Raw genomic sequence first — 26254 nt, 5'->3', positions numbered from 1 at the left:
TGCTCACGCGGGAGCCAGCGACGGCAGGGTGGGGATGCCGAAGGTGTGACGCAGGGCGGAGCGGGCGGCGTACCACCCCGACAGGCCGTGCACGCCGGGTCCGGGCACCGTCGACGCGCCGCACAGATACACCCCGGGCAGGGGGGTTCGCCACGGATCGGTCGTGGCCACCGGCCGCCGCACCAACTGGCGCAGCGTCGCCGCACCGGCGCTGATGTCCCCGTCGATGTAGTTCGGGTTCTCCTCGGGCAGATCCGCCGCCGTGACGCTGCGGGCATCGAGGATGAGGTCCCGGAACCCGGGTGCGGAGCGCTCGATCATGCGCGTGATCGTCTCGCGCTGGTCGACCGTCGACCCCGCCGGCACGTGCGTGTACGCCCACAACGACTGCGCGTCGCCGGGCGCGCGGGTGTCGTCGAGCACCGACGGCTGCGACACCAGCACGTACGGGTCGGTCGCATGCCGGCCCCGGGCCACTTCGTTCTCGGCGTACGCGATGTCGCGGCGGGTGCCCCCCAGGTGCACGGTGCCGGCCTGCGCCACCCGCGGGTCCGCCCACGGGACCGCACCCGACAGGGCGAAGTCGACCTTCGCCGCGGCGTTGCCGTAACGGAACCCCTGCAGCGCCCGGCGGTATCGGGCCGGCAGGCGGTCGCCGGCCCAGCGCAGCAACGCGCGCGGGGTCACGTCCATGAGTGTCGCCCGGGCGGGCGGCAGCGCGCGCAGCGACCGCACCTCGTGGTCGGTCACCACCTCTCCGCCGTGGGCCACGAGATCGGCGATGAGCGCATCGACGATCGCCTGACTCCCGCCCCGCGGAATCGGCCAGCCGCCGGCGTGCGCGTGTGCCTGCAGCGCGAGCCCCGCCCCGGCGCCCACGATCGACGGCTGGCGCACGATCGCGTGCGCGGCGACGCCGGTGATCATCGCGGGAGCGGCCTCGCCCGAGAACCGCGCGTTCCACAGCGGTGACCCCTGCTCCAGCGCGCTCATGCCGAACCGCGCCGCGACCAGCGGATGCCGCGGGATGCCGATCAGGTTCGATCCCGTGAACTCGGCGACGTGCAGCGACCGTGCCGCCAGCGGCGCCAGGAGCCGCCGGTACGCCCGGCCGTCGCGGCCCAGCGCCTGCGCGGTGCGGTCGAGGTCGCGGTACGCGATGCCGCCGGCGCCTCCCGGCAGCGGGTGCGCGAACGACACCTCGGGGGTCAGCAGCTCGATGCGCTCCGCGAGCCCGAATGCGCGGAAGAAGGGGGAGGCGACGGCGAGCGGGTGCACTGCGGAGCACGTGTCGTGGCGGAACCCGGGGAGGGTCAGCTCCTGTGTGCGGGCGCCGCCGCCGGGCTGCGCGGCGCGCTCGTACACGCGCACCGACAGTCCCGCGCGGGCCAGGGTGACCGCCGCAGCCAGGCCGTTGGGACCCGCCCCGACGATGATCGCATCGAGGATGCTCATGCCGATCGATCGCCCGCCGGCGGCGCTCCCGCGTCGGCCGCGGCGTCCGTCGCGGCATGCACGTCGGCCTGGGCCTGCGCGTCCGCGTCGGCGGGCTGCGTCTCGGGCACCTCGTCGCGGGCGGTCTGCTCCCCGGCGTCGCGTTCGCGTCGGCGTCCCTCGGCGAGGAACCCCAGCCGCCGCAGCGTCTCGCGGTTGCGTGCCCGCAGCAGCGGCGCCCACAGCACGCGCGGCAGCAGGCGAGCCGCTCCCGCGACGGGCTCCTCGCCCATGCGCACGACACACCCCTCCGCGTGCTCGCGCACGTCGATCACCACCACCGCGCGCCCGAACGGCCCCGCCTGAGCCCGCAGCCTCACGCGCCGCGGCGGCGACCACGACACGATCTCGGTGGTGTCGTCGATGAGCACCGGCCACAGTCCCAGGGAGTGGTGCAGCGCCGAGCCCTGCTGCGGCCACTCGGGCGAGACCGCGCGCATGCGTGCCGCTCCCACCACCCACACGGGGTACAGCCACCCGTCGGCGAGCGTGGCGAACACATCATCGGGTGTGCAGCGCATGACGCGCGCAATGCCGCCTGCCATCGCGACTCCTCTCGTCGGTGCTCCGATCGTAGGCGAGCAGGCCGCGCGAACAGCCGGGGTTGCGTCGGGACGGGTGACCTGCTCAGGATGCCGGCACGAGCCGCAGTTCGTCGGTCGCCGCCGCCCGCACCGCGTCGTCGCTGAATGCCCAGGGGGTCATCTCGCGGCGCTGCCACGTCTCGGTCTGGTCGGTGTAGTTCGGGTGGAACGCGTGGCCGCTCGTGCCGGTGAGGTGGTTCCAGCGCGATGCGTCGAGGTCGGCGAGATCCACCACCATCCGCATCGACGGCACCGTGACGGTGGCGAAGCTGTCGCTGCCGAGCACCCAGCCGGTGGCATCCACCACCGACGTGCCGCCCGCCACGGGGTAGGGGCCGCGGTTGAACAGCCATTCGATGGGCGCGATGCCCGACGAGCCGAACGTGTCGCTGGTGAGGGTGATGGCGTGCAGCGATCCCCACTCCCATCGCGTCGGATCATCGCCCTGCAGACCCGCGAGGCGCTCGGCGGCATCGTCGGCGGTTCTCTCGAGCATCTCCCGCTGGCCCGAGATGCCCAGACCCTCGTTGGTCCACCACGGGTCGGTCGATTCGTCCAGCAGGCGGTCGACGACGAGGAACATGCGCGACTGGCTGCCGGCGGGGGCGGCCACCTCGCGCTCCCGCACGAACATGTTCGCCACCAGTTCGTCCCACAGCACGTTCGCATACGCCGCGGCGGCGGAGTCGGCGGAGTTCTGCGCGTCCCAGTCATCGAGCAGCGCGAGTGCGGCATCGGTCCGCGCATCGTCCGTCGTGACGTCGGCGTAGGCGGCCGCCAGGCGCTTGCCCATCCAGAACTGCGCGTCGGCCTGGATGTCGCGCATGTCGTCGGCGGTGAGCGGGCCCGACGCGGCCTTGCGCTGCACCAGTTCGGTGATGCGCGCCGCCCGCCAGCCGTAGTCCCAGTCGGACGTGAGGAAGTAGCGGTAGTCGGGGTCGACGACCGCATTGTTGGCGGTCACGATGTACCCCTCGTCGGGGTTGTAGACCACCGGCAGCTCGGCGAACGGGATCATCCCCTGCCAGTCGTAGGCGGAGTCCCACCCCGGCTGCGGCAGCGATCCGTCGCCGGCGCCGCGGATGGGCAGGCGTCCCGGGGTCTGGTAGCCGATGTTGCCCTCGCGGTCGGCGTAGACGAGGTTCTGCGCGGGGACGTCGAACAGCGCGGCGGCGTCGCGGAAGGTCGCGAAGTCGGTGGCTTCATCGAGCGCGAAGATGGATGCCGCGGTGGAGCCGGGTTCGAGTGCGGTCCACCGCAGGCTCACCGCGTACTCACTTCCCGCCGGTTCCGCGTCGGGCGCCGTCGCCCCCGACCCGTGGGGGATCACCGGGTCTGCGGCGATCGCGGTGAAGTCCGAGGTGAGGCCGGAGACGATCGGACCGTGCACGGTGGAGCGGATCTCGAGGGTCACCGGGTCGCCGCCGGCGACCTCCACCGTCTCGGTGCGCGTCTCCAGCGGCACGAGCTGTCCGTCGCGCCAGTACGAGTCGCCGTCGATGCGCTCGATGTACAGGTCGGTCACGTCGGTGGTGAGGTTGGTGAACCCCCATGCGATGTCGCGGTTGTGGCCGATGATGATGCCCGGAACACCCGAGAAGCCGAACCCCGCGACGTCGAACGGGCACTCCTCCGACACCGGCGCGCAGCGCAGGTGGCTCTGGTGCCACACGCTCGGCAGCGACGCGCCGAGGTGCGGGTCGTTGGCCAGCAGCGGCTTGCCCGACGCCGTCAGCTCGCCCGAGACGACCCACGAGTTCGAGCCGATGCCTTCGCCCACGCCGCCCAGCAGCGCGGCGGCCGCCTCGACGACACCGTCGACGGCCCCCCAGTCGATCACGGCCGCCGCGGCATCCGTCTCGCCCTCGACCGGCGGCGTCGGGACCGAGGCCGACGAGAACCCGGAGGTCTCGGGCGTGGCCGGCAGCAGGTCGACGGGGGTGAGGGTGGGGGCGATCACCGGGTTGCGGTCGAACGGGTACCCGGGGAAGAGCTGCGTGATCTGCTCGGTGGAGAAGTCCTGCGCCATGAGCGCCCGTTCGGTTTCGGTCTCGACGTTGCTGCGCAGGTCCCACGCCATCGCCTTCAACCATGCGATCGAGTCGACGGCGCTCCACGGCTCGATGCGGTAGTCGGGGTTCTGCAGCCCCAGCACGGCGTACTCGAAGGATGCCTCCGCGCCGTCGTGGTCGGCGAGGTACGCGTTCACCCCGTCGGCGTAGGCCTCGTAGTATCCGCGGGTCTCCTCGTCGAGGGCGGCGACCTCCTGCTCGGCGATCTCGCGCCATCCGAGCGTGCGCAGGAACAGGTCGGTCGGCAGCTGGCTCTCGCCGAACAGCTCCGACACGCGGCCGCTCGTGACGTGGCGGCGGAAGTCCATCTCCCAGAAGCGGTCCTGCGCGTGGACGAAGCCCTGCGCGAAGAAGAGGTCGTCGGAGGAGCCGGCGACGATGGTCGGCACCCCCAGTTCGTCGCGCAGCACCTCGACCTCGCCCGCGAGGCCGGCCAGCTCCACGGTGCCGTCCAGCTGCGGGAACGAGCGCTGGATCGTCCACACCACGGCGCTCGCCGCGATGAGCGCGACGACCACGATGGCGGCGAACAGCCCGTACAGCGACATGCCGATGATGCGACCGATCGACCGGCGGCGCTTCGCAGTCCCCCCGTCGCCGGTCGACGGGTCACCGCCGCGCGGTTCGTCGTCCACCGTCATGAGTTCGCGTGTCGCCATCGAGCATCCCCAGTCGTGCCGCGACTCCCCAGTGAGCGCGACGGTGCTCGAATGCTATCCCGACGGCGCCCGATCGCGCCGCCGCGGCGGGTCAGTCGGCGCCGAAGTCGAACGACGCCGACTCGGATGCCCCGTCGACAGCCTCGGCCAGCTCCTCGCGCTTCGCGTCGTAGCCGTCGGCGTGCTCGGTGATCTCGTCCGCGCCGCCCTTCTCCAGCGTGCCGATGAGGTCGCCGGTGGGGCCGCCGAGCAGGCCCATGCCCGCGTACTGCTCCAGGCGCGAGCGCGAGTCGGCGATGTCGAGGTTGCGCATCGTCAGCTGGCCGATGCGGTCGGTCGGACCGAACGCCGCGTCGCCCACGCGCTCCATCGACAGCTTCTCGGGGTGGTACGACAGGCCGGGGCCCGACGTGTCGAGCACCGTGTAGTCCTCGCCGCGACGCAGGCGCAGGGTGACGGTGCCGCTGATCGACGAGCCCACCCAGCGCTGGATCGACTCCCGCAGCATGAGCGACTGCGGCTCGAGCCAGCGGCCTTCGTACATCAGGCGCCCCAGGCGCCGACCCTGCTCGTGATAGGTCGCGAGGGTGTCCTCGTTGAGGATGGCGTTGACGAGCCGCTCGTACGCGATGAACAGCAGCGCCATGCCCGGCGCCTCGTAGATGCCGCGCGACTTCGCCTCGATGATGCGGTTCTCGATCTGATCGCTCATGCCGAGGCCATGGCGACCGCCGATGCGGTTGGCCTCGAAGACGAGGTCCACCGGGTCGGCGAACTCGACGCCGTTGAGCGCGACCGGACGGCCGCCCTCGAAGGTCACCGACACGTCTTCGGTCTCGATCTGCACCGACGGGTCCCAGAAGCGCACGCCCATGATGGGTTCGACCGTCTCGAGCGAGATGTCGAGGTGCTCGAGCGTCTTGGCCTCGTGCGTCGCACCCCAGATGTTCGCGTCGGTGGAGTAGGCCTTCTCAGCGGAGTCGCGGTAGGGGAAGCCGTGCGCGACGAGCCATTCGCTCATCTCGGTGCGGCCGCCGAGCTCGGTGACGAAGTCGGCGTCGAGCCAGGGCTTGTAGATGCGCAGCGCGGGGTTGGCGAGCAGGCCGTAGCGGTAGAACCGCTCGATGTCGTTGCCCTTGTAGGTGGAGCCGTCGCCCCAGATGTCGACGCCGTCCTCCTTCATGGCGCGCACGAGCAGCGTGCCGGTGACGGCGCGGCCCAGCGGTGTGGTGTTGAAGTAGGTGCGGCCGCCGCTGCGGATGTGGAAGGCGCCGCAGGCGAGGGCGACGAAGCCCTCCTCGACCAGCGCCGTCTTGCAGTCGACGAGCCGAGCCACCTCGGCGCCGTACTCCAGCGCGCGGCCGGGGATCGCGGCGATGTCGGTCTCGTCCGGCTGACCGAGGTCGCCGGTGTAGGTGCAGGGCACGGCGCCCTTGTCACGCATCCAGGCGACGGCGACAGATGTGTCGAGTCCTCCGGAGAAGGCGATGCCGACGCGTTCGCCGACGGGCAGGGACTGAAGGACCTTCGACATGGTCTTCAGTCTAGTGATCCGGCGGATGCCCCCTGAGCGGCGCCGGTCAGCCGATGACGACGTCGGTGATGGTGACCGGGGTCGCGGGCATGCCGTCGGGCGCGCCACCCTCGGCCCCCGCGGCGGCGACCTCGCGGACGACCTCGAGGCCGGCGGCATCCATCTGTCCGAACACCGTGTACGACGGCGGCAGCTGGGTGTCTTCGTAGACGAGGAAGAACTGCGAGCCGTTGGTGTCGGGGCCGGCGTTGGCCATGGCGACCGTGCCGGCCGGGTAGGTCTCGGTGCCGTCGAGCTCATCGGGGTAGCTGTAGCCGGGACCGCCGCGGCCGGTGCCTGTGGGGTCGCCGCACTGCAGCACGAAGATGCCGGAGGTGGTGAGGCGGTGGCAGATGGTGTCGTCGTAGTAGCCCTGGTCGGCCAGCGAGACGAAGCTGCCGACGGTGCACGGCGTGCGCTCGGCGTCGAGGGTGAGTGCGATGGTGCCGACCGAGGTCTCCAGCGTCGCGGACACGTCGCCGTCGACGGTGGGGGTCGCCGGCGGGGCGTCGACGTCGACGGCCGCGGAGCCGCCGACGGCATAGGCGCACGTGTCGGCCGAGGCGCCGTTGGAGGGGGCCGTGCTGCCCGAGGCGGCCGGACCGTCGCCGGCGCCCGTGCACCCGGCGAGGACGAGGAGCGAAGCGGCGAGCAGGGGGACGGCGAGCAGACGGGAGCGCATGCGTCCAGCGTAGGGCGACGCGCCCCTCGCCTCCACGGCGAAGGCCCCGCTCGATCGGAGCGAGGCCTTCGGTGGTGCGGATGCCGGTGTCAGCGCACGACGGGGACGACCAGGCCGCCCCACGTCTCGTTCTCGAAGTCGGCGGTCTCCTGCGAGGTCAGCAGGTCGTAGAGCGCCTCGATGCGGGGGTCCTCGACGAGCTCGGGGCGGGTGGCGAGCACGTTGTAGTACGGGCTCGACTCGCCTTCGAGCAGGATCGCCCTGTCGCCGGACAGGCCGGCGGGCAGCGCGAACGAGATGGTCACGAACGCGGCATCCACATCGGGGAGGGCCTGCGGCAGCGTCGCGTTCTCGATCTCGGTGAACCGGAACTCGCGCGGGTTGGCGGTGATGCCGGTGAGGTCGGTGACGCCCTCTTCGACCTCGATGAGGCCCTCGTCGGCGAGCAGCTGCAGTGCCCGGCCCTCGTTGGTGGGGTCGTTCGGCACGGCGATGGTCGCGCCGTCTTCGAGGTCGTCGAGGCTGTCGACCTTGTCGGAGTAGAAGGCGGCGCTGGGCAGGTACGCCTCGCCGACGTTGACCAGGTCGGAGCCGGTGGCCTCGTTGAAGTTGGCCAGGAACGCGCCGTTCTGGAAGAGGTTCGCGTCGATCGAGCCGTCGGCCAGCGCCGTGTTGGGCGTGTTGTAGTCGGTGAACGCGACGAACTCGATCTCGAGGCCCAGCTCCGCCGCGGCGTTCTCGGCGATGTGCTGCAGGATGTCGCCGGCCGGGGTCTGCAGGGCGCCGACCTTGATGGTGCCGAGCCCGTCGGATGCCGCGGCGTCGCCGTTGTCGGCCGAATCGGTGGCGCCGGCGCAGCCGGTGAGGGTGAGGGCGGCTGCCGCGACGGCGGCCAGCAGGGCGAGGCGGGGGGTGCGGGACATGAAGTGATTCCTCTCGGGTGGATCAGATGGCGCTGACGCGGGGACGGCGCGTGCGGGTCGGGGTGGTGCGGGCGAGACGCCGTGCGCCCCAGCCGGCGAGCGACTGCAGGGCCATGACGATCGCGAAGATGATGACGATGACGGCGATGATGTGGATCCAGCTGTACTGCTGGTAGCCGTAGCGGATCGCGACGTCGCCCAGCCCACCGCCGGCGACGGTGCCGACCATGGCCGAGAAGTTGATGATCGAGGTGACCGTGGTCGACAGCCCCAGCAGCATGGACGCTGCGGCCTCGGGCAGCAGCACCTTGGTCACCAGCTCCCACCGGCTCGCGCCGAGCGAGGATGCCACCTCGAGCAGACCCGGGTCGACCTCTTTGATCGAGATCTCCACCATGCGGGCGAAGAACGGGATCGCCACGATCGACAGCGGCACGATCGCCGCGGTGGGGCCGATGAAGGTGCCGACGATGAAGCGCGTGACGGGGATGAGCGCCACCATCAGGATGATGAACGGCACCGAGCGGCCGAAGTTGACGATGAAATCCAGCAGTCGGTTGACGACGACGGCGGTGGTGCGCGAGCCGAACAGGCGGTCGAGGAACCGGCCCTCCTCGGTGCCGACGAGCACGACGCCCAGGGGAAGCCCCACGACGACCGTGACGATCAGCGCGACGCCCACCATGTAGAGGGTCTGCCCCGTGGCGACGAGGAGGATCTGCAGCAGCTGCTCGTTCATGCGCGTACGCCTTCCTGCAGGACCTCGACCAGCAGGTTCTGCCCGCGGAGGTCCGTGATGATGCCGGCGGCTGCGTGGGTGGGGACTTCCAGTCGGGTGCGACCGGCCTGCGTGCCACCGATCTGCTCGATCAGGGCGCCGAGGATCGACACGTCGACGTCGTGCTCGCGCGCGAGGCGGGAGATGACGGGGCGGTCGGCGGTGCCACCGGCGAACGTGATGTCGATGACCGTGGCATCCGACTCGACGGTCGCCGGGATCGTGCCGAGCGGGAAGAGCTGCGACGTCAGACGGGACCCGGGGGTGCGGATGATGTCGACGAGACGGCCGCTCTCGACCACGCGACCGGCTTCGATCAGCGCGGCGGAGTGGCAGGCCGTCTTGACGACGTCCATCTCGTGGGTGATGAGCAGCACCGTGAGGCCGAGCTGCTCGTTGATGCGGCGGTAGAGGTCGAGGATCGACGCGGTCGTCTCGGGGTCCAGCGCGCTCGTGGCCTCATCCGACAGCAGCACGCTCGGTCGTGCGGCGAGGGCCCGGGCGATGCCGACGCGCTGCTGCTGACCGCCCGACAGTTCGTGCACCGACGCATCGCCGCGGTGACCGATGCCGACGAGGTCGAGCATCTCCTGGGCACGCGCGCGGCGCTGGGCGCGGGGCACACCGTCGAGTTCGAGCGCGAGTTCCACGTTGCCGCGGACGCTGCGGCTGCCGAGCAGGTTGAAGCGCTGGAAGACCATGCCGATGCGACGGCGCGCGGCGCGCAGGTCGGCGGTGCCGAGCGCGGTGAGGTCGGTGCCGTCCACGACGACGCTGCCGGAATCCGGGCGCTCGAGCAGGTTGACGATGCGGGCCAGGGTGCTCTTGCCGGCACCGCTCTGGCCGACGATGCCGTAGACCTCGCCGCTCGGGATCGTGAGGGAGACGTCATCGACGGCGGCGAGGTCGCCGTAGCGTTTCGTGACGTGGTCGAGCGCGATCATGTTCGGGTAAGCCTTCCAATGCAGTGCCCGCACCCGGCCGATCGGCGGCAAGGGGGCCGTCTCGATCCAACCCGCCGCGCCCGGCCCGGCGGTAATCGCGTTACGCCCCGTGTCGTCGCCGCGGCAGGAGGGGGCCGCGGCGCGGCCGATAAGGTGGGGTGTAACCGTCCGATCACGGGGGAGAAGGCCATGCCAGGCATCGTCATCGTCGGCGTTCAATGGGGAGACGAGGGTAAGGGCAAAGCCACTGACCTCCTCGGAGAGCGCACCGACTGGGTCGTCAAGTTCAACGGCGGTAACAACGCCGGTCACACCGTCGTCATCGGCGACGAGAAGTATGCGCTGCACCTGCTGCCCTCGGGCATCCTGTCGCCGGGCGTGAACGCCGTCATCGGCAACGGCGTGGTGGTCGACCTCGAAGTGCTCTTCGATGAGCTCGAGGCGCTGAACGCCCGCGGGCTCGATACGTCGCGGCTGCGGGTGAGCGCCAATGCGCACATCATCACGCAGTACCACCGCACCCTCGACAAGGTCACCGAGCGCTTCCTCGGCAAGCGCATGATCGGCACGACCGGTCGCGGCATCGGTCCCGCCTACGCCGACAAGATCAACCGTGTCGGCCTGCGCATGCAGGACCTGTTCGACGAGAACATCCTGCGTCAGAAGGTCGAGGGCGCCCTCGACCAGAAGAACCACCTGCTGGTGAAGGTGTTCAACCGCCGCGCCATCACGGTGGACGAGGTCGTCGACGACCTGCTGTCGTACGCCGAGCGCCTGCGCCCCATGGTGTGCGACACCGGTCTGCTGCTGGGTGACGCGCTGGATGCCGGTGAGGTCGTCGTCTTCGAGGGCGGCCAGGCCACCATGCTCGACGTCGACCACGGCACCTACCCGTTCGTGACGTCCTCCTCGGCCACCGCCGGCGGAGCCGCGACCGGATCCGGCGTCGGCCCCAATCGCCTCGACCGCATCGTCGGCATCGTGAAGGCCTACACGACCCGTGTCGGGTCGGGCCCGTTCCCCACCGAGCTGTTCGATGAGCAGGGCGAATGGCTGCGCTCGCGCGGGTTCGAATTCGGCACCACGACCGGTCGTCCCCGCCGGGTCGGCTGGTACGACGCGCCGGTGACCCGCTACGCCACCCGCATCAACGGCATCACCGACCTGGTGCTGACCAAGCTCGACATCCTCACCGGTCTCGAGCGCATCCCGGTGTGCGTCGCGTACGACGTCGACGGCACCCGCTTCGAAGAGGTCCCGGTCAACCAGTCCGACTTCCACCACGCCACGCCGATCCTGGAGTACTTCCGCGGCTGGACCGAGGACATCTCGTCGGCGCGGACGTTCGAGGAGCTGCCGGCTGCCGCGCAGGACTACGTGTTGGCGCTGGAGGCGATGAGCAACACGCGCATCTCGGTGATCGGGGTCGGCCCCGGCCGTGACGCCGTGATCGTGCGGCACGACCTGCTGGACTGATGCGCTTCCTGCTCGGTGGCTACACCGCCGACATGGCGGGCGCAGCCACCGGCATCGGCGTGCTGCGCGCCGGTGAGGCCGACGCCGCCTCTGCCGGCGGGCCGCTCGCCTTCGAGGGTGAAGCGGTGCGCACCGGCGGGTCGCCGTCGTGGCTCACGTGGCATCCGTCGCTCGATGTCGTCTACGCCGCGCTCGAGGGCGACGGCACGGTGCAGGCGTTCCGCCGCACCGGCGCGACGTCGCTCGCGCCGTTCGGACCTGCGGTCGCCGTCGGCGAGGCGCCGTGCCACATCGCCGTCGCGCCCGACGCCGGGTCGCTGCTGGTGAGCTGCTGGGGCGACGGCCGGGTCGTACGGGTGCGGGTGGATGCCGAGGGGCGTCCGACCACCACGATCGCCGCCGCCGCGGCGGCACGCGACCCCTACACCCGCGAGGGCGCGTCGTCGTCGGCCTCGGCCGTGGCCGCCGCCGTGCTCGGCACCGGCGCCGCCGGGCACGCCGATGAGGCGCAGGCGCAGCAGCGCGACCTCGCCGCTGCGGCACGGGCACTGCGGGAGGCGGCGGGCGAGGAGTTCGCCCACCTCGTGCCGCAGTACGACGCGCCCGAAACCGAGCCCGTGGTCGCCGCGACGCCGGCCCCGACGATGGATGCCGCCGGTGAGGCGGTCGCCGAGCGCGTGTCCCACGCGCACCAGAGCGTCTTCCTCCCCGGCGGAGTGGTCGCCGCCACCGACATGGGCTTCGACCTCGTGCGGCTCTGGCGGGGTGTCGACGGGTCGCTGCGCGCCCTCCGCGACGTCGTCCTGCCCCGGGGGAGCGGGCCGCGGCACATGGTGTGGCATCCGAGCGGTCACCTCTACGTCGTCACCGAGCTCTCGCGCGAGGTGTACGTGCTGGCTCCCGGTGCCGACGGCGCGTGGCGCGTGGTGTCGGGTGCGCAGCTGGTGGGCACCCTCGCCGGAGACACGGCGGCGGAGATCTGCCTGTCCCGCGATGGGCAGTTCGTGTACGTGGGCGTGCGGGGCAGCGACACATTGGCGGTGCTGCGTGTGCACGGCGACGGGTCCACGCTGACCCCTGTCGCACTCGCCGAGGCGGGTGTCGCGGGGCCGCGGCATCACACCGTCGTGCTCGACACCCTGCTCGTGGCGGGCCAGCGCTCCGACGAGGTCGCCGCACTGACCCTCGACGTGCGCACCGGGGTGCCCGGCCGGGCGCGGGCGCGCACCGCGGCACCCTCGCCGACGTGCCTCGTCGCGATGCGCTAGATCTTCGCGTCCTGGCGGGGGACCAGCACCTGCTTGATGATGAGCAGGATCGACGCCGTCACCGGAATCGCGATGAGCGCGCCCAGCAGGCCCAGCAGGGTGCCGCCGACCAGCGCGCCGATCACGACGAGAGCGCCCGGAACGGAGATCGCCCGGTTCATCACCCGCGGCGTGAGCACATATGCCTCGATCTGCATGTAGACGAGGTAGGCGATGCCGAACACGAGCGCCGCGACGGGGCTCGTGAACAGGGCGAGGGTCGTGGCCAGCACCCAGAAGATCACCGTTCCCACGAGCGGGATGATCGTGATGCAGAACGCGATGACCGCCATGAGGGCCGGGAACGGCAGCCCGAGCACCACGTGCAGGATGAATGCGAACACCGAGTTGAAGAACGCGAGGATCACCATCCCCATGAGGTAGCTGCCGATCGAGTCGGTGATCTCGTTGGTGAGCGAGGCCACCTTCGTGCGGGTGCGCGCCGGGGTCAGACGCACGAACGACGTCTTGATCGTCGACAGCGACGCGAGGAAGTACAGCGTCAGCACGAGCACGATGATCACGCCCGAGATGGCGGTGGCGATCGAGACGCCGACCTGCAGCACGCCGCCGCCGATCGAGGCGAGGTTGCTGGGGTTGGTGATGAAGTCCTGCGCGTCGGTGAGGAGCGTGCCGATCTGGTCGCTGAAGGTGCTCGTGAGCCAGGCGTACACGTCGCTCTTCTGGAAATCGGCGATGAGTGACGGCAGATTGTCGAAGAACTGCTTGATCTGGCTGGCGACGGCCGGGATCACCAGCCACAGCATGCCCACGACCACCACGGCGAACCCGAGGAAGACGATCAGCATGCCCCATGCCCGCGGCACATTGTGCTTCTCGAGCCAGCGCACGACAGGGTCGAGCCCGAGCGCGGCGAACAGCGCGAACGCGATGTAGATGAGGATCGTCGACAGGCTCGCGACCGCCAGCCCCAGCACCAGGGCGGCGAGACCGCCGAGCGTCAGCAGAAAGCCGAGGGCGAACGGGTTCGACAGGCTCGCGGTGCGCCGGGCCGCCGACGCGGCGGGCGCGGGGCCGGCGGCGGCTGTGCCGGCGGCCACGTCTGCGGCCGGCGTGCGGTCCGAGGGGTCGCTCATGGGGACACTCTAGGGGCGCGTCCGCGTCATGCGCAGTACGCCGCGGCCGCCGTGACGGGAGGGTCCCCGCCCCGCCGGTAGGGTCGATGCGAGGAGGACGCCATGACCGAAGACCCCACCGTGACGCTGCACAACCTGCGCAGCAGCATCGACAACATCGACGCCGCGCTCATCTTCATGCTCGCCGAACGCTTCCGGTGCACCAAACAGGTCGGCATCCTCAAGGCGGAGCACGGCATGCCGGCATCCGACCCGTCGCGTGAGGAGCAGCAGATCGGCCGGCTGCGTCGCCTCGCCGAGGAGTCGTCGCTGGATCCCGAGTTCGCCGAGAAGTGGTTCAACTTCGTCGTCGCCGAGGTGATCCGCCACCACGCCGCGGCCGCCGACGGCCGCTGACGGCCGCTGACACGACGGGCGCCCCGAGCCGAGGCCCGGGGCGCCCTGCACGTGCAGCGTGACCGATGCTCAGGGAACCGCGCGGCGCAGCGTCCGCCAGGAGATCACGCCCAGCACCGCGATCAGGCCCACGCCCCACAGCGCCAGCCCCAGCGCGCTCTGCGCGACGAGCCACTCGGCGACCGCACCCCACGACCGCGTCTGCGTGATGACCCACGCGAGCCCGACCAGCGCGAGCGACAGCCCGACCAGCACCACGGTGAGCCACAGGTTGCCGAAGCGCTTGTAGATCGTCGCGCCCCAGAAGCCGCAGACGAAGAACAGCAGCGCCAGCACGAAGAAGACGAAGCCTGCGGCGACCGGCCCCGCCTCCCACACCCACGGCAGGTAGAAGAAGTAGCCGTTCATTCCCCACCCGTCGGTCGCCTGCTCGATCAGGCCGCCGAGGACGAACACGACCCCGAGGATGGCGGAGGTCCCTGTCGCGGTGAGCACCGTGCCGAGATAGAACTCCCGCCGGGTCACGCTCATGGCCTGCGAGAACGGGAACGTGAGCGTCAGCGCCTGGATGCCGACGACGGCGAAGTACCACAGCGGCGCCTGCGCACCGCCGCCGTACTTCGGGCCCTCGACGCCGGCGTTGGCGAGGATGCCGTAGATCGCCAGCGTGATGACCAGCGAGCCTGCCAGCACGATGAGCGGGATCCAGATGTAGGTCTGCCGGTTCACCAGCTGCATGCGCGCGACATTGATCGTGCGGCTCATCGGAGTGCTCCTTCCGCGGCGGATGCCGCCGGCTGCGGTGCTGCCTGCGCCGCCTTCTCGGCGGCATGCTGCGTCGTCCGCACGATCAGCTGCTGGAGCGAGACCGGGGCGACGTCGAGGCCGGCGCGCACCAGCTGATCGCGCTCGGCGGCCGTCAATGTGCCCAGCACCGTGACGCTCGAGACCCGGCCCAGACTCTCGCGGTGGATCACCTCTCGGCCGGCGACGAAGGCGTCGACCGCTGCGGTTTCGCCGACGATGTTCGCAGCGCGGTCCCGCACGGCATCCGTCGACTCATCCATGATGATCCGACCCTGGTCGATCACCAGGACCCGCTCGATGAGGTTGGAGACCTCGTCGATGAGGTGGCTGGAGAGCACCACGGTGCGCGGGTGCTCGGCGTAGTCCTCCAGCAGGCGGTCGTAGAAGGTCTGACGCGCGACGGCGTCGAGCCCCAGGTAGGGCTCGTCGAAGAAGGTGATCTCGGCGCGCGCCGCCAGACCGATGATCACCCCGACCGCCGAGAGCTGACCCCGGGAGAGCTTCTTGATGCGCGTCTTCGTGGGCAGCTGGAAGTCCGCGACGAGCCGGTCGGCGAGCTCTTGGTCCCAGCGGGGGAAGAACAGCCGCGCCGTCTCGAACGCGTGGCGAGGGAGGGCGTCGTCGGGGTACTTCTGACCCTCGCGCACGAAGCAGACCCGCTGCAGGACGTGGGAGTTCTCGTAGGGATCCTCGCCGAAGACGCGCACCTGCCCGCTCGTGGCGAAGTTCTGCGCCGTGAGGATCGACATGATCGTGGTCTTGCCCGCGCCGTTGCGGCCGAGCAGGCCGTAGATCGTGTCCTGCTCGATCGTGAAGCTGACGTCGTCGACCGCGAGCGCGTCGCGGTACCGCTTGGTGAGGCCTGTCACCTCGATGACGGAGGTCATCGTGCCGTCCTTTCTGTCGTGCTGTCGGTGTACCGCTGTCGGATGAGGTCGCTCAGCTCCGAGGGGCCGAGCTCCAGCGCCCGCGCCTCGGCGAGCAGAGGCTCGATGTAACGGTCGGCGAAGGCTGCGCGGCGCTCGCCGCGCAGCTGCTCGCGCGCCCCCGGGGCGACGAACATGCCGATGCCGCGTCGCTTGTACAGCACGCCCTTGTCCACGAGCATGTTCACTCCTTTCGCCGCCGTGGCGGGGTTGATGCGGTGGAAGGCCGCGAGCTCGTTCGTCGAAGGCACCCGGGCCTCTTCGGCGAGGCTGCCGTCGACGATGGCGTCTTCGATGCTCTCGGCGATCTGCAGGAAGAGAGCCCGGCCTTCTTCGATCATTGCGCTCCGTTCCCTGGTTCATTACTTGAGTAGCTAACTATGGAACGTGAAGCACACTGCTGTCAAGGCCTGCTGTGAACTGGTTTTGCACAGGCTGAAAGGCCCGGATACGGTGGATGAGGACCGTGAGGTCCGTAAGACCAGTCCGCGGTCGTCCCCCGTCACCCGATCGGGAGGGGCGAGCGTATGGTCGGCGGTCTGGGCCGCGCACCCGATGTGCGCGTCGCCGGAGCGCCTCGCCCGGTCGCCTGACGGCGGCATGAGTGCGGGGCGACGATGACCGTCACCCGGGCGTGACCTAAGCGGCCGCGGGTGCGACCGCCGAGGTGACCACGTGACAGCTGCCCCCGCCGTCGAAGCGAAGAACCTGTTCAAGGTCTTCGGTCGCAACCCGAAGGATGCCGTCAAACGGCTGCGTGCAGGGCAGAGCCGCACCGAGGTCGCCGATGCCGGCACCGCCGCGGTCATCGACGCCAGCTTCACCGTGCAGCCCGGCGAGATCTTCGTCATCATGGGCCTGTCGGGGTCGGGCAAATCCACCATCATCCGCATGCTCAACGGCCTGCTGGAGCCCACCGCCGGCGAGGTGCTCGTGCAGGGGCGCAGCGTCACCGGCGCGTCCGCCAGCGAGTTGCGGGGCATTCGCCGCCAGTCGATCTCGATGGTGTTCCAGCACTTCGCCCTGCTGCCGCATCGCACCGTGATCGACAACGCCGCGTATGCGCTCGAGATCCAGGGCGTCGGCAAGGCCGAGCGCCGCCGCCGCGCGATGGAGATCCTCGAGAAGGTCGGCCTGGGCGACCGCGCCGAAGCCATGCCCGACGAGCTCTCGGGCGGCATGCGTCAGCGGGTGGGGCTTGCCCGCGCCCTCACGGCAGGCACCGACATCCTGCTGATGGACGAGGCGTTCTCGGCACTGGACCCCCTCATCCGTCGCGAGATGCAGGAACAGCTGGTCGAGCTGCAGCGCGAGCTCGGCCGCACCATCGTCTTCATCACCCACGACCTCAACGAGGCCATGTTCCTCGGCGACCGCATCGCGGTCATGCGCGATGGGCGCATCGTGCAGAACGGCACGCCCGAAGAGATCCTCACCGACCCCGCGAACGACTACGTCGCGCAGTTCGTGCAGGACGTCGACCGTGCCCGGGTGCTCACCGCCTCCGCCGTCATGGAGCCCGCACACGCCACGACCCCCGTCAGCGCAGGCCTGCGCGGTGCGCTGCGGTCGCTGCGTGAACTGCAGGCCGGCTCCGTGTTCGTCGTCGAGAACCGCCGGCTGCTCGGCGTCGTCAGCGACCGCCGCGTGATCCGGGCGATCAAGGCCGGCGAGACCGACCTGCGCGCGATCGTCGACGCCTCGGTGCCGACCGTCTCGCCCGACGACCCCCTCACCGACGTCGTCGAGCGCGCTGTGGAGACCACCGTGCCGGTGCCCGTCGTCGACGCCGAGGGGCGCCTCGTGGGCCTCATCCCGCGCGTGACGCTGCTGGCAGCCCTCGGCAACGTGCCGCCCACGACCCAGGCCATCCCGATCATCGAGCCGGCACCCTCGGTGCCGCAGTCCGACCTCGTCGCCTCGCTGGCCGAGCTCGGCCGGAGCGAGACGGATGCCGCCGGCCTCACCGCCTCGGCGGAGGCGGATGCCGCCGGCCTCACGGCTTCGGCGAAGGGGGGAGACCGATGATCGACGTGCGCCTTCCCCTCGGCGAGATCGCCGAGACCTTCGTCCGCTGGCTCATCGACACCTTCGGGTGGCTGTTCGATGGCCTGCGCTCCCTCTTCCTCGCGGTCTACGACGCGCTGGAATGGACGCTGCAGACCCCGCCCTTCTGGGCCGTGATCATCGTGCTGGCCGCGCTGGCGTTCTGGGCGCGGGGCCTGTGGCTGGCGGTGGGCACCGCGGTGGGCCTGCTCATCATCGTCGGCGTCGACCAGTGGGACAACGCCATGCAGTCGCTCGCCCTGGTCATCGTCGCGTCGGTGATCGCCCTCGCCCTCGGCATCCCGCTCGGCATCTGGGCCGCGCGCAGCGACACCGTCTCGAAGATCGTGCGCCCGGTGCTGGACTTCCTGCAGACCATGCCCGCCTTCGTGTACCTCATCCCCGCGCTCATGCTCTTCCGCGTGGGCGTCGTGCCGGGCATCGTCGCCACCATCCTCTTCGCCCTCGCGCCCGGCGTGCGGCTGACCGAGCTCGGCATCCGCGGTGTCGACCGCGAGGTCGTCGAAGCCGGCCACGCCTTCGGTGCCTCGCCCAGCCGCATCCTGCGGCAGATCCAGCTTCCGCTGGCGCTGCCGAGCATCATGGCCGGCGTCAACCAGGTGATCATGCTCAGCCTGTCGATGGTGGTCATCGCGGGCATGGTCGGCGCACGCGGCCTCGGCGGCGACGTGGTGCAGAGCCTGCAGAAGATCGACATCGCGCTCGGCTTCGAAGCCGGCCTGTCGGTGGTGATCATCGCGATGATCCTCGACCGCACGACCTCCGCCCTCGCCGCGCGCGGGTCGAACCGCGGCCGCAAGGCGGCGCGCACGCCGCGGCCGGTGGCGGCGGCATCCGCCTGACCGCCGCCCGTCACACACACTTGCGAGCTCATCACTCGCGGGGGGTGCGGAGACTCCGCGCCCGACCACAACGACCGCCTCGCGACAGCACGCGAGGGGAGAGGAAGTCACGATGACCAAGAGAAACACCCTTCTGGGGGCACTGGCACTCACGTCGGCCGCCGCACTGGCACTCACCGGGTGCGCCGGAGGTACCGATGACGCGGGCTCCGCGAACGGCTCGGACAACGCCGCCGCCGACCGGCCCATCACGATCGCCGTGTTCAACGGCTGGGACGAGGGCATCGCCGCGTCCGAGCTGTGGAAGGCCGTGCTCGAAGAGCAGGGCTACGAGGTCGAGCTCGAGTACGCCGACCCCGCCGCCGTCTACAACGGCATCTCCAGTGGCGACTACGACCTGACGCTGGACACCTGGCTGCCGCTGACCCACGCCGACTACATCGACGAGTACGGCGATGACATGGTCGACCTCGGCGCCTGGAACACCGAGGCGAAGCTGACCTTCGCGGTCAACGAGGACGCCCCGATCGACTCGCTCGAGGAGCTCGCCGACAACGCCGAGCTGTTCGGCAACCAGATCATCGGCATCGAGTCGGGGTCGGGCCTGGCGACCGTGACCGACGCGGCCGTCATCCCCGGGTACGGACTGGAAGCGTTCGACCACGTGACGTCGTCGACCCCTGCCATGCTCACCGAGCTCGACACCGCCACGAACGCAGGCGAGAACATCCTCGTCACCCTGTGGCGTCCGCACTGGGCCTACGACGCGTACCCGATCAAGGACCTCGAAGACCCCCAGGGCCTGCTCGGCGACGCCGAGGGCATCCACTCCTTCGCCTCGACGACGTTCGAAGAGGACTTCCCCGAGGTCTTCGCGTGGCTGAGCGCCTTCGAGATGGACAGCGAGACGCTGTACTCCCTCGAGAACGTGATGTTCAACGAGAACGACAGCGACGACTACGAGGCCATCGTGGCCGACTGGATGGCCGCGAACGAAGAGTACGTCACCTCCCTCACCGCCGAGTGAGTATTCTTCGCGTCGAGTGAGCACTCGTTGCGCGCCCTGCGATCAGTGATCCGGGCGCGCACGGGTGCTCACTCGTTGGCGGGATGGGGATCGGCGGTGAGCTCCAGCGCCACCTTCTTCTCCAGCTCCTCGACGGCCTCATCGGACAGCGAGATCAGGCCGTCCAGCTCTTCACGCACCCGCTTGTAGGCCAGCTGGCGTTCGGCAGGCGTGGCCGCCTGATCGATCGCCACCGTCAGCAGCTGCTTCGCCGTCGACAGGCGCTTGCGCTCGACCTCGGTGAACGACGAGTCGCGCACCCGGCGGGCCTCGCGCTCGGCCAGGTCGAACGCCACCTCGAACTCGGTCACCGCGGAGCGGTACTCGTCGAGCTGCTGCTTGGTCACCCTCGCCTTGGCCGATGCCGGTCGCAGATGATCGGCGTTGCGCTTGGCTCGAAGGAACGCCGCCGTCATCGGCTGGCGCCCATCGCTCATGGCGGGGAACGCGATGAGCTTCGCGACATCGAGCTCGTAGTCGAGCCAGCGCCGCGCCACCTCATCATGCGCGGTCACCAGCTGCTCGAGCTGATCGGGCTCCGGTGACGGACGCGTGATCGCGGTCGGCACGGACGCCGTTGCGACCGGCTTCGCCCGCGCCGCCGCCTGCGCGGCCTTCAGTTCGCTCTTCGCTCGCAGAATCTCGAGGCGGCGCTTGTGCCGGCGCTTCGTCGCCCGCTCCCACGCGGAGCCGACACCACCGAAGATGCCGGCGAGCGGGAACGCCAGCCACCAGTAGTTGCCGAGGAAGTCGAACAGTGGCTCCACCCTGTCATGGTAGTCCCCACCCGTCTCGCGCCGAGGCGCGGTCGATGACCGGCGTCAGGTGGATGCCGGGGGTCGCGGCCCGCGCGCCGGCGCCGGCCAGATCGGGCTGCCCGGCGGCCGGGGCAGCGCCGCCCGCGCCGCGCGATGCGCGTCGTGTTCTGCGGACACGAAGGCCGCCTCCGCCTGGCGCACCGCGTCGCGATACGCCAGGAACTGCGCCGGTGTCACCTTCGCGCGCACCGCCGCGGGCCGCAGCCGCTGCGCCTCGTGCTGCGCCCGCAGGAACGCGAGCGTCGCCGGATGCCGCGCGTCGAGCATCTGCGGGAAGGACAGCGCCTTGCCGGCATCCGTCTCGTACTCGAGCCAGCGCGCCGTGACGGCGTCGTGCTGCGCGAACAGCGCCTCGATCGGCAGCGGCGCGTCGCCGGCCGCGGCGCCGTACGTCGCCCGCGTCGCTTTCACCCGGCTGCGGCTCGCCCGCAACTGCAACGACGCCACCCGTTCCTGCTGCTTCGCGGCCTGCAGCGCCTGCCGGGCGGCGGAGATCGAGGGGATGCCGGGGGCAGAGACGCCGCGCTGCGCCTTCGCCGTCAGCAGGTCGGCCTGCGCGGCACGCAGCTGCGCCCGCGCCGCCTGCAGTGCTCGGTAGGCGGTGAGCTCCTCCTGGCGGGCGGCATCGAGCTCGAGTCGACGGGCGCGGCGGCGGGTGGTGGTCAGCGCCCCGTATCCGACCGCGCCCACGCCCGCGGCGGCGGGGGCAACCCACCACCACGAGCTCACGATCAGGAGCACCGTCTCCACCCTGCCATGCTAGCCGCGGCCGCCCCGCCCGGCATCGGGCACCCCGCCCGCCCGCCCGCCCCCGCATTCCGCCCAGAAACCACGAATCGGACGAGACATCACGCGATGCGCGGTGTCTCGTCCGAGAAGTGGTGTCTCGCCGGTTCGGCGGCGGGTCAGCCGAAGAGCAGCGCGATCACCGTCGCGCCGCCGCCGACCAGGATCAGCGACACGATGACGACCCACGCCACGATCTTCATGCGCCGCTGGCGCGCCTGGCCGTAGGTGCCGTACTCGTCGTCGTTCGACATGTGTCTGCCTCTCAGGCGGGCTCGGTGACCGTCGCGCCGAACGCGGCGGGCAGGGTCGCGCGCGAGCGATCGCGCAGCTCGGTCGCGGAAACGGTGAAGACGTCCTGCACCTCGAGCGCCGGTGCATCGCCGTCGCCGGGGGCGTCGGTCACGCCGATGCGCAGCACCGGGTAGTCGCGCCCGTCGCACAGGCCCCGGAACTTCACGTCGTCCTCGCGGGGGACGGTGACGATGACGCGGCCGGTCGACTCGGAGAACAGTGCGGTCGCGGCATCCACGCCGTCGCGCTCCATGATCTCGCGCAGCCACACGCGGGCGCCGACGCCGAAGCGCATGACGCCTTCGGCGAGGGCCTGCGCGAGGCCACCCTCCGACAGGTCGTGGGCGCTGGAGACCAGCGACTGCTGGGATGCCGCGTGCAGCAGGCCCGCCAGACGCTTCTCGGCCGCGAGGTCGACCTTCGGGGGGCGACCGCCGAGGTGCCCGTGGATCGTCCCCGCCCACTGCGAGCCGCTCAGCTCGGTGGCGGTGACGCCGAGGAGGTAGATGTTCTCGCCGGCATCCTGCCAGCCGCTCGGGATGCGCCGGGCGACGTCGTCGATGATGCCGAGCACGCCCACCACGGGGGTGGGGTGGATGGGGATGTCACCGGTCTGGTTGTAGAACGACACGTTGCCGCCCGTGACCGGCACACCGAGTTCGAGGCAGGCGTCCGACAGGCCGTCGACGGTCTGCGAGAACTGCCACATGACCTCGGGGTTCTCGGGGCTGCCGAAGTTGAGGCAGTCGGTGACAGCGGTGGGAACGGCGCCGGTGACGGCGACGTTGCGGTAGGCCTCGGCGAGGGCCAGCTTCGCACCCTCATACGGGTCGAGCTGGCAGAACCGGCCGTTGCAGTCGGTGGCGATGGCGAAGCCCAGGCCTGACTCCTCGTCGACGCGGATCATGCCGGCGTCGTCGGGGAAGCTGAGGGCGGTGTTGCCCATCACGTAGTAGTCGTACTGGTTGGTCACCCACGACGTGTCGGCGAGGTTGGGGCTGGCCACCAGCTGCAGGAACTGCTCGCGCAGCGTCGCGGGGTCGTCGCTGCGGGGGAGGGCCGAGGCCGAGTCTTCGCGCAGCGCGTCGATCCAGGTCGGGTACGCGACGGGGCGCTCGTAGACGGGGCCGTCGACGGCGACCGTGGACGGGTCGACGTTGACGATCTCCTCGCCGTGCCAGAAGATCTGCAGGCGGCCGTCTCCGGTGACCTCGCCCAGCACGCTCGTCTCGACATCCCACTTGCCGGTGACGGCGAGGAACGCGTCGAGCTTCTCGGGAGCGACGATGGCCATCATGCGCTCCTGGCTCTCGCTCATGAGGATCTCCTCCGGCGTGAGCGAGGGGTCGCGCAGCAGCACGTTCTCCAGATCCACGCGCATGCCCGACCCGCCGTTGGCGGCCAGCTCGCTCGTGGCGCACGAGATGCCGGCGGCACCGAGGTCCTGGATCGCCTCGACGAGCTCGCCCTGGTACAGCTCCAGGCAGCACTCGATGAGCACCTTCTCGGCGAACGGGTCGCCCACCTGCACCGCGGGGCGCTTGGTGGGGCCGCCGTCGGCGAAGGTGTCGGATGCCAGAATCGACGCGCCGCCGATGCCGTCGCCGCCGGTGCGCGCCCCGAAGAGCACGACCTTGTTGCCGGCGCCGGTGGCGTTGGCCAGCTTGATGTCTTCGTGGCGCATGACGCCCACCGCGAGGGCGTTGACGAGCGGGTTGCCCTGGTAGACCGAGTCGAACACCGTCTCGCCGCCGATGTTGGGCAGGCCCAGGCAGTTGCCGTAGAACGAGATGCCGCTGGTGACACCGTGCACGACGCGCGCCGTGTCGGGGTGGTCGATGGCGCCGAAGCGCAGCTGGTCCATGACGGCGACGGGGCGCGCGCCCATCGAGATGATGTCGCGCACGATGCCGCCGACACCGGTCGCCGCTCCCTGGAAGGGCTCGATGTAGCTGGGGTGGTTGTGCGACTCGACCTTGAAGGTCACCGCCCAGCCCTCGCCGACATCGACGACGCCGGCGTTCTGGCCCATGCCCACCATGAGGCGGGTCTTCATCTCGTCGGAGACCTTCTCGCCGAATTTGCGCAGGTAGATCTTGCTCGACTTGTAGGAGCAGTGCTCGCTCCACATCACCGAGTACATCGCCAGCTCGCCGGAGGTGGGGCGGCGGCCGAGGATCTCGCGGATCTTGGCGTACTCGTCGGGTTTCAGCCCGAGAGCGGCATACGGCTGCTCCCGTTCGGGGGTGGCGACCGCGTTTTCGACGGTATCGGCGACAGAGGTCGAAGAGGGCGTGGTCACGCGGCTGAACTCCAGGAGATGAGGGGATGCCGGACGCGTCCATCCTAGTCGCCCGGTGCTTTTCCCCGGTCCCTTCCCCCGCCCGTGCGCGGCCCGCGACGTAGCGTGGAAAGAAGCCCGAGAGGGACCCGAGAACGAAGGAGCAGCCATGAAAGCCTGGCAGTTCACCGGAACCCACGAACCGCTCGTCCTGAACGAGGTGCCCGATCCGACCCCGGCCCCGGGGGAGGTCGTGCTGAAGATGACCGCCGCAGGACTGTGCCACTCCGACGTGGGGGTGCTCGAGGACGAAGGCTGGCTGTCGATGCTGGCGAAGCTGCCGATCACGCTCGGTCACGAGAACGCAGGCGTGGTCGAGGCCGTCGGCGACGGCGTCACCGACTACGCCGTCGGCGACCGTGTCGCGGTGTGCCCGACGACCGCCGCCGGCGCCCCCGGCTACGGCTTCGACGGCGGCTTCGCCGAGAAGATGGCGGTGGCCGCCGAAGCGCTCGTCCCGATCCCCGACGAGGTCGACGACGTCTACGGGGCGGCGGCGACGGATGCCGGCATGACCTCTTACGCCGCGGTCATCACCAACGGCGGGGTGAAGGCGGGCGACACCGTCGGCATCATCGGTCTCGGGGGCCTCGGCCAGATCGGCGCCCGCGTGGCCGTGCTCGCCGGGGCGACCGTGTACGTCGCCGAGATCGACGAGTCGGCGTGGCCCCTGGCCGAGCAGATCGGCGCGGCGGGGGTCGCGGCATCCATCGCCGACTTCGAGGGTGTCGCCTTCGACGTCATCGTCGACTTCGCCGGATTCGGCACGACCACGGCGCAGGCGGTGGATGCGATCCGCCGCGACGGCACGGTCGTCGTGGTGGGCATGGGCCGGCTCGAGGCGACGATCAGCACCAAGTCGCTCATCCTCAACCAGTGCAACCTGCGCGGCTCGAACGGCGGCAGCAAAGAGGACATCGCCGGCGTCTACGAGTACATGAAGACGGGGCAGCTGAAGCCCGAGACCACGACCATCCGTTTCGACGAGATCGCCGAGGGGCTCGAGCGGCTGCACCGCGGTGAGGTGAAGGGGCGTCTGGTCGCCACCTTCGACTGATGCCGAGGGGGCGGCGCCGGCCGCGCCGCCCCTCTTCCCCCGGAGACGAGTGAGTCCCTGCATCCGATTGAGCCGCCCCTGCATCCAAACGGGGCGCTCGAGCGGAATATCTTTCAGGCGCCCGACGGCTGTCGCCGAGCGTGACTCTTCTCATCGAAGGAGCTGGAAGATGAACAGGAAACTCTCCCTCGGCCTCGTGGCCGTGCTCACCGCGTCGCTCGCGCTGACCGCCTCGCCGGCGTCGGCGTACGGCGGCTCGAAGCCGACCGGGTCGATCGTCGATGTGGCGGTCGCCGCATCGGGCGGGGGAACCCCCGATGCCAACGGCCGCGACTACGACCTGCTGGTGCAGGCGCTCGTCGCCACCGGGCTCGATGCCACCCTCGCCGACACGAGCACCACCTTCACGGTGTTCGCGCCCAACGACGAGGCCTTCCTGCGCCTGGTCACCGACCTCACCGGCGCGGCGCCGGCGTCAGAGGCCGCGGCCCTCACGGCGATCACCTCGACCTTCTCGGCGGAGCAGATCTCGAACATCCTGCTGTACCACGTGGTGCCGGGTAAGAAGCTCGGCCCCCTCCAGGTGCTGCTCTCGCGCAACCTGACGATGGCCAACGGCGGCACCGTCCAGCCGCGCGGCACCACGCTTCGCGATGAAACCCCGTCGCTCAAGGACCCGCGGCTCGTGCTCCGGGCGATCAACATCCAGGCGACCAACGGGGTCATCCACACGATCGATCGGGTGCTGGTCCCCGGCGCCTGACCGGCGGCGAACGGCACGAGGCCGGGGGATCCCCACCCCCGGCCTCGTCGTTTCGCGCGGGGGCGCCGCACTCCTGCGCTGCGCGCCGACAGCAGATGCTCTTGACGTGCCGCCCTCCCCGCCGTAACGTGCAACCAAATGGTTGTACAAGATGAGTTCACCGATGAGCAGACCGACCGCGTCTTCCAGGCGCTGGCGGCATCCACCCGTCGCGACATCCTGCGGCGCACGCTCGAGAGCGAGCAGTCCGTCTCGGCCCTCGCGGCCGGGTACGACATGTCGTTCGCGGCGGTGCAGAAGCACGTGGCCGTGCTCGAAGCGGCCGGACTCATCATCAAGCGTGCCGAGGGGCGCGAGCGGCTGGTGCGGGCGGATCCGCGCATGATCGCCCGAGCCCGCGCCCTCCTGGCGGCCTACGAAGCCCTCTGGCGCGCACGCATCGATCGGCTGGACGACCTGTTGGCTGCGCCGGCCCCGCCACCGAACACGCAAGGAGGGTGAC

At 70.6% G+C, this 26254-nt stretch carries 25 protein-coding genes; 9 read left to right on the top strand and 16 right to left on the bottom strand.

The features are described 5' to 3' along the window. Positions 1–3 precede the first annotated feature (3 nt). The 8 genes from H9651_RS12345 to H9651_RS12310 all read right to left on the bottom strand — a co-directional run bounded on the left by H9651_RS12345 (position 4) and on the right by H9651_RS12310 (position 9709). Complete coding sequence (locus H9651_RS12345) at positions 4–1455, bottom strand: phytoene desaturase family protein (RefSeq protein ID WP_191719632.1); 1452 nt, start codon at positions 1453–1455, stop codon at positions 4–6. Beyond that, the gene (locus tag H9651_RS12340) at positions 1452–2039 is read right to left on the bottom strand and encodes an SRPBCC family protein (protein ID WP_191719631.1); all 588 of its coding nucleotides are present in this window, start codon (positions 2037–2039) and stop codon (positions 1452–1454) included. Before H9651_RS12340 ends, H9651_RS12345 begins: the two co-directional genes overlap by 4 nt. Positions 2040–2121: 82 nt before the next feature. After that, positions 2122–4809, bottom strand: coding sequence for a penicillin acylase family protein (locus H9651_RS12335; RefSeq protein WP_225216725.1), 2688 nt, complete (start codon positions 4807–4809; stop codon positions 2122–2124). 91 nt (positions 4810–4900) lie between these two features. Next, positions 4901–6343, bottom strand: a complete 1443-nt coding sequence (gene argG / locus H9651_RS12330) for an argininosuccinate synthase (protein ID WP_191719630.1) — start codon at positions 6341–6343, stop codon at positions 4901–4903. Positions 6344–6389: 46 nt separating this feature from the next. Beyond that, positions 6390–7064 carry a peptidylprolyl isomerase gene (locus H9651_RS12325; RefSeq protein ID WP_191719629.1) on the bottom strand — a complete coding sequence of 225 codons (675 nt, stop codon included), beginning with the start codon at positions 7062–7064 and terminating at the stop codon, positions 6390–6392. A gap of 89 nt (positions 7065–7153) precedes the next feature. Then, the gene (locus tag H9651_RS12320; RefSeq protein WP_191719628.1) at positions 7154–7987 is read right to left on the bottom strand and encodes a MetQ/NlpA family ABC transporter substrate-binding protein; all 834 of its coding nucleotides are present in this window, start codon (positions 7985–7987) and stop codon (positions 7154–7156) included. A gap of 22 nt (positions 7988–8009) precedes the next feature. After that, positions 8010–8726 (bottom strand): methionine ABC transporter permease, encoded by a 717-nt coding sequence (locus tag H9651_RS12315; RefSeq protein ID WP_191719627.1) that lies wholly within the window; start codon positions 8724–8726, stop codon positions 8010–8012. After that, the gene (locus H9651_RS12310) at positions 8723–9709 is read right to left on the bottom strand and encodes a methionine ABC transporter ATP-binding protein (RefSeq protein WP_191719626.1); all 987 of its coding nucleotides are present in this window, start codon (positions 9707–9709) and stop codon (positions 8723–8725) included. Before H9651_RS12310 ends, H9651_RS12315 begins: the two co-directional genes overlap by 4 nt. 189 nt (positions 9710–9898) lie before the next feature. Between H9651_RS12310 and H9651_RS12305 the strand changes: the two genes are divergently transcribed. After that, positions 9899–11185 carry an adenylosuccinate synthase gene (locus tag H9651_RS12305; protein WP_191719625.1) on the top strand — a complete coding sequence of 429 codons (1287 nt, stop codon included), beginning with the start codon at positions 9899–9901 and terminating at the stop codon, positions 11183–11185. Beyond that, positions 11185–12453, top strand: coding sequence for a lactonase family protein (locus H9651_RS12300; RefSeq protein WP_191719624.1), 1269 nt, complete (start codon positions 11185–11187; stop codon positions 12451–12453). Before H9651_RS12305 ends, H9651_RS12300 begins: the two co-directional genes overlap by 1 nt. Here the strand turns inward: H9651_RS12300 and H9651_RS12295 are convergent. Then, positions 12450–13589, bottom strand: coding sequence for an AI-2E family transporter (locus H9651_RS12295; protein WP_191719623.1), 1140 nt, complete (start codon positions 13587–13589; stop codon positions 12450–12452). The two genes, H9651_RS12300 and H9651_RS12295, sit on opposite strands and share 4 nt — an antisense overlap. 102 nt (positions 13590–13691) lie before the next feature. Between H9651_RS12295 and H9651_RS12290 the strand changes: the two genes are divergently transcribed. Further along, on the top strand, positions 13692–13985 hold the full coding sequence (locus H9651_RS12290) for a chorismate mutase (protein ID WP_191719622.1): 294 nt from the start codon (positions 13692–13694) through the stop codon (positions 13983–13985). Between the two features lie 69 nt (positions 13986–14054). Here H9651_RS12290 and H9651_RS12285 read toward each other — a convergent pair whose 3' ends face one another. Genes H9651_RS12285 through H9651_RS12275 form a run of 3 tightly spaced genes read right to left on the bottom strand, consistent with a single transcriptional unit; the run spans position 14055 to position 16059 of the window. Continuing rightward, entirely contained in the window at positions 14055–14750 is a 696-nt protein-coding gene (locus H9651_RS12285) for a hypothetical protein (RefSeq protein ID WP_191719621.1), read from the bottom strand. Continuing rightward, a complete protein-coding gene (locus tag H9651_RS12280; RefSeq protein WP_191719620.1) occupies positions 14747–15679 on the bottom strand; it encodes an ABC transporter ATP-binding protein in 933 nt (310 codons plus the stop codon). The genes H9651_RS12285 and H9651_RS12280 overlap by 4 nt, the downstream gene beginning before the upstream one ends. Then, a complete protein-coding gene (locus tag H9651_RS12275) occupies positions 15676–16059 on the bottom strand; it encodes a GntR family transcriptional regulator (RefSeq protein ID WP_191719619.1) in 384 nt (127 codons plus the stop codon). Before H9651_RS12275 ends, H9651_RS12280 begins: the two co-directional genes overlap by 4 nt. Positions 16060–16393: 334 nt before the next feature. Between H9651_RS12275 and H9651_RS12270 the strand changes: the two genes are divergently transcribed. The 3 genes from H9651_RS12270 to H9651_RS12260 all read left to right on the top strand — a co-directional run bounded on the left by H9651_RS12270 (position 16394) and on the right by H9651_RS12260 (position 19654). After that, positions 16394–17746 (top strand): quaternary amine ABC transporter ATP-binding protein, encoded by a 1353-nt coding sequence (locus tag H9651_RS12270; protein ID WP_191719618.1) that lies wholly within the window; start codon positions 16394–16396, stop codon positions 17744–17746. After that, on the top strand, positions 17743–18627 hold the full coding sequence (locus H9651_RS12265) for an ABC transporter permease (protein WP_191719617.1): 885 nt from the start codon (positions 17743–17745) through the stop codon (positions 18625–18627). The genes H9651_RS12270 and H9651_RS12265 overlap by 4 nt, the downstream gene beginning before the upstream one ends. 112 nt (positions 18628–18739) lie before the next feature. Further along, positions 18740–19654 (top strand): glycine betaine ABC transporter substrate-binding protein, encoded by a 915-nt coding sequence (locus tag H9651_RS12260; protein ID WP_191719616.1) that lies wholly within the window; start codon positions 18740–18742, stop codon positions 19652–19654. 68 nt (positions 19655–19722) lie between these two features. Here the strand turns inward: H9651_RS12260 and H9651_RS12255 are convergent, their stop codons facing one another. From H9651_RS12255 to purL, 4 genes are all read right to left on the bottom strand, one after another. Next, on the bottom strand, positions 19723–20460 hold the full coding sequence (locus H9651_RS12255) for a hypothetical protein (protein WP_191719615.1): 738 nt from the start codon (positions 20458–20460) through the stop codon (positions 19723–19725). Between the two features lie 54 nt (positions 20461–20514). Continuing rightward, complete coding sequence (locus H9651_RS12250; RefSeq protein WP_191719614.1) at positions 20515–21261, bottom strand: hypothetical protein; 747 nt, start codon at positions 21259–21261, stop codon at positions 20515–20517. Between the two features lie 155 nt (positions 21262–21416). Beyond that, positions 21417–21551 (bottom strand): hypothetical protein, encoded by a 135-nt coding sequence (locus H9651_RS14925; RefSeq protein ID WP_263598655.1) that lies wholly within the window; start codon positions 21549–21551, stop codon positions 21417–21419. Between the two features lie 11 nt (positions 21552–21562). Then, on the bottom strand, positions 21563–23893 hold the full coding sequence (gene purL / locus H9651_RS12245; protein ID WP_191719613.1) for a phosphoribosylformylglycinamidine synthase subunit PurL: 2331 nt from the start codon (positions 23891–23893) through the stop codon (positions 21563–21565). Between the two features lie 148 nt (positions 23894–24041). Between purL and H9651_RS12240 the strand changes: the two genes are divergently transcribed. The 3 genes from H9651_RS12240 (at position 24042) to H9651_RS12230 (ending at position 26253) form a co-directional block, all read left to right on the top strand. Next, positions 24042–24989 carry a zinc-binding dehydrogenase gene (locus H9651_RS12240; RefSeq protein ID WP_191719612.1) on the top strand — a complete coding sequence of 316 codons (948 nt, stop codon included), beginning with the start codon at positions 24042–24044 and terminating at the stop codon, positions 24987–24989. Positions 24990–25158: 169 nt separating this feature from the next. Beyond that, positions 25159–25752, top strand: coding sequence for a fasciclin domain-containing protein (locus tag H9651_RS12235; protein ID WP_191719611.1), 594 nt, complete (start codon positions 25159–25161; stop codon positions 25750–25752). 138 nt (positions 25753–25890) lie between these two features. Continuing rightward, positions 25891–26253 carry an ArsR/SmtB family transcription factor gene (locus tag H9651_RS12230; protein ID WP_191719610.1) on the top strand — a complete coding sequence of 121 codons (363 nt, stop codon included), beginning with the start codon at positions 25891–25893 and terminating at the stop codon, positions 26251–26253. Position 26254 lies beyond the last annotated feature (1 nt).

Source organism: Microbacterium pullorum (assembly GCF_014836535.1).
Lineage (GTDB): Bacteria > Actinomycetota > Actinomycetes > Actinomycetales > Microbacteriaceae > Microbacterium > Microbacterium pullorum.
This window is presented reverse-complemented; position numbering and strand designations above follow the sequence as displayed.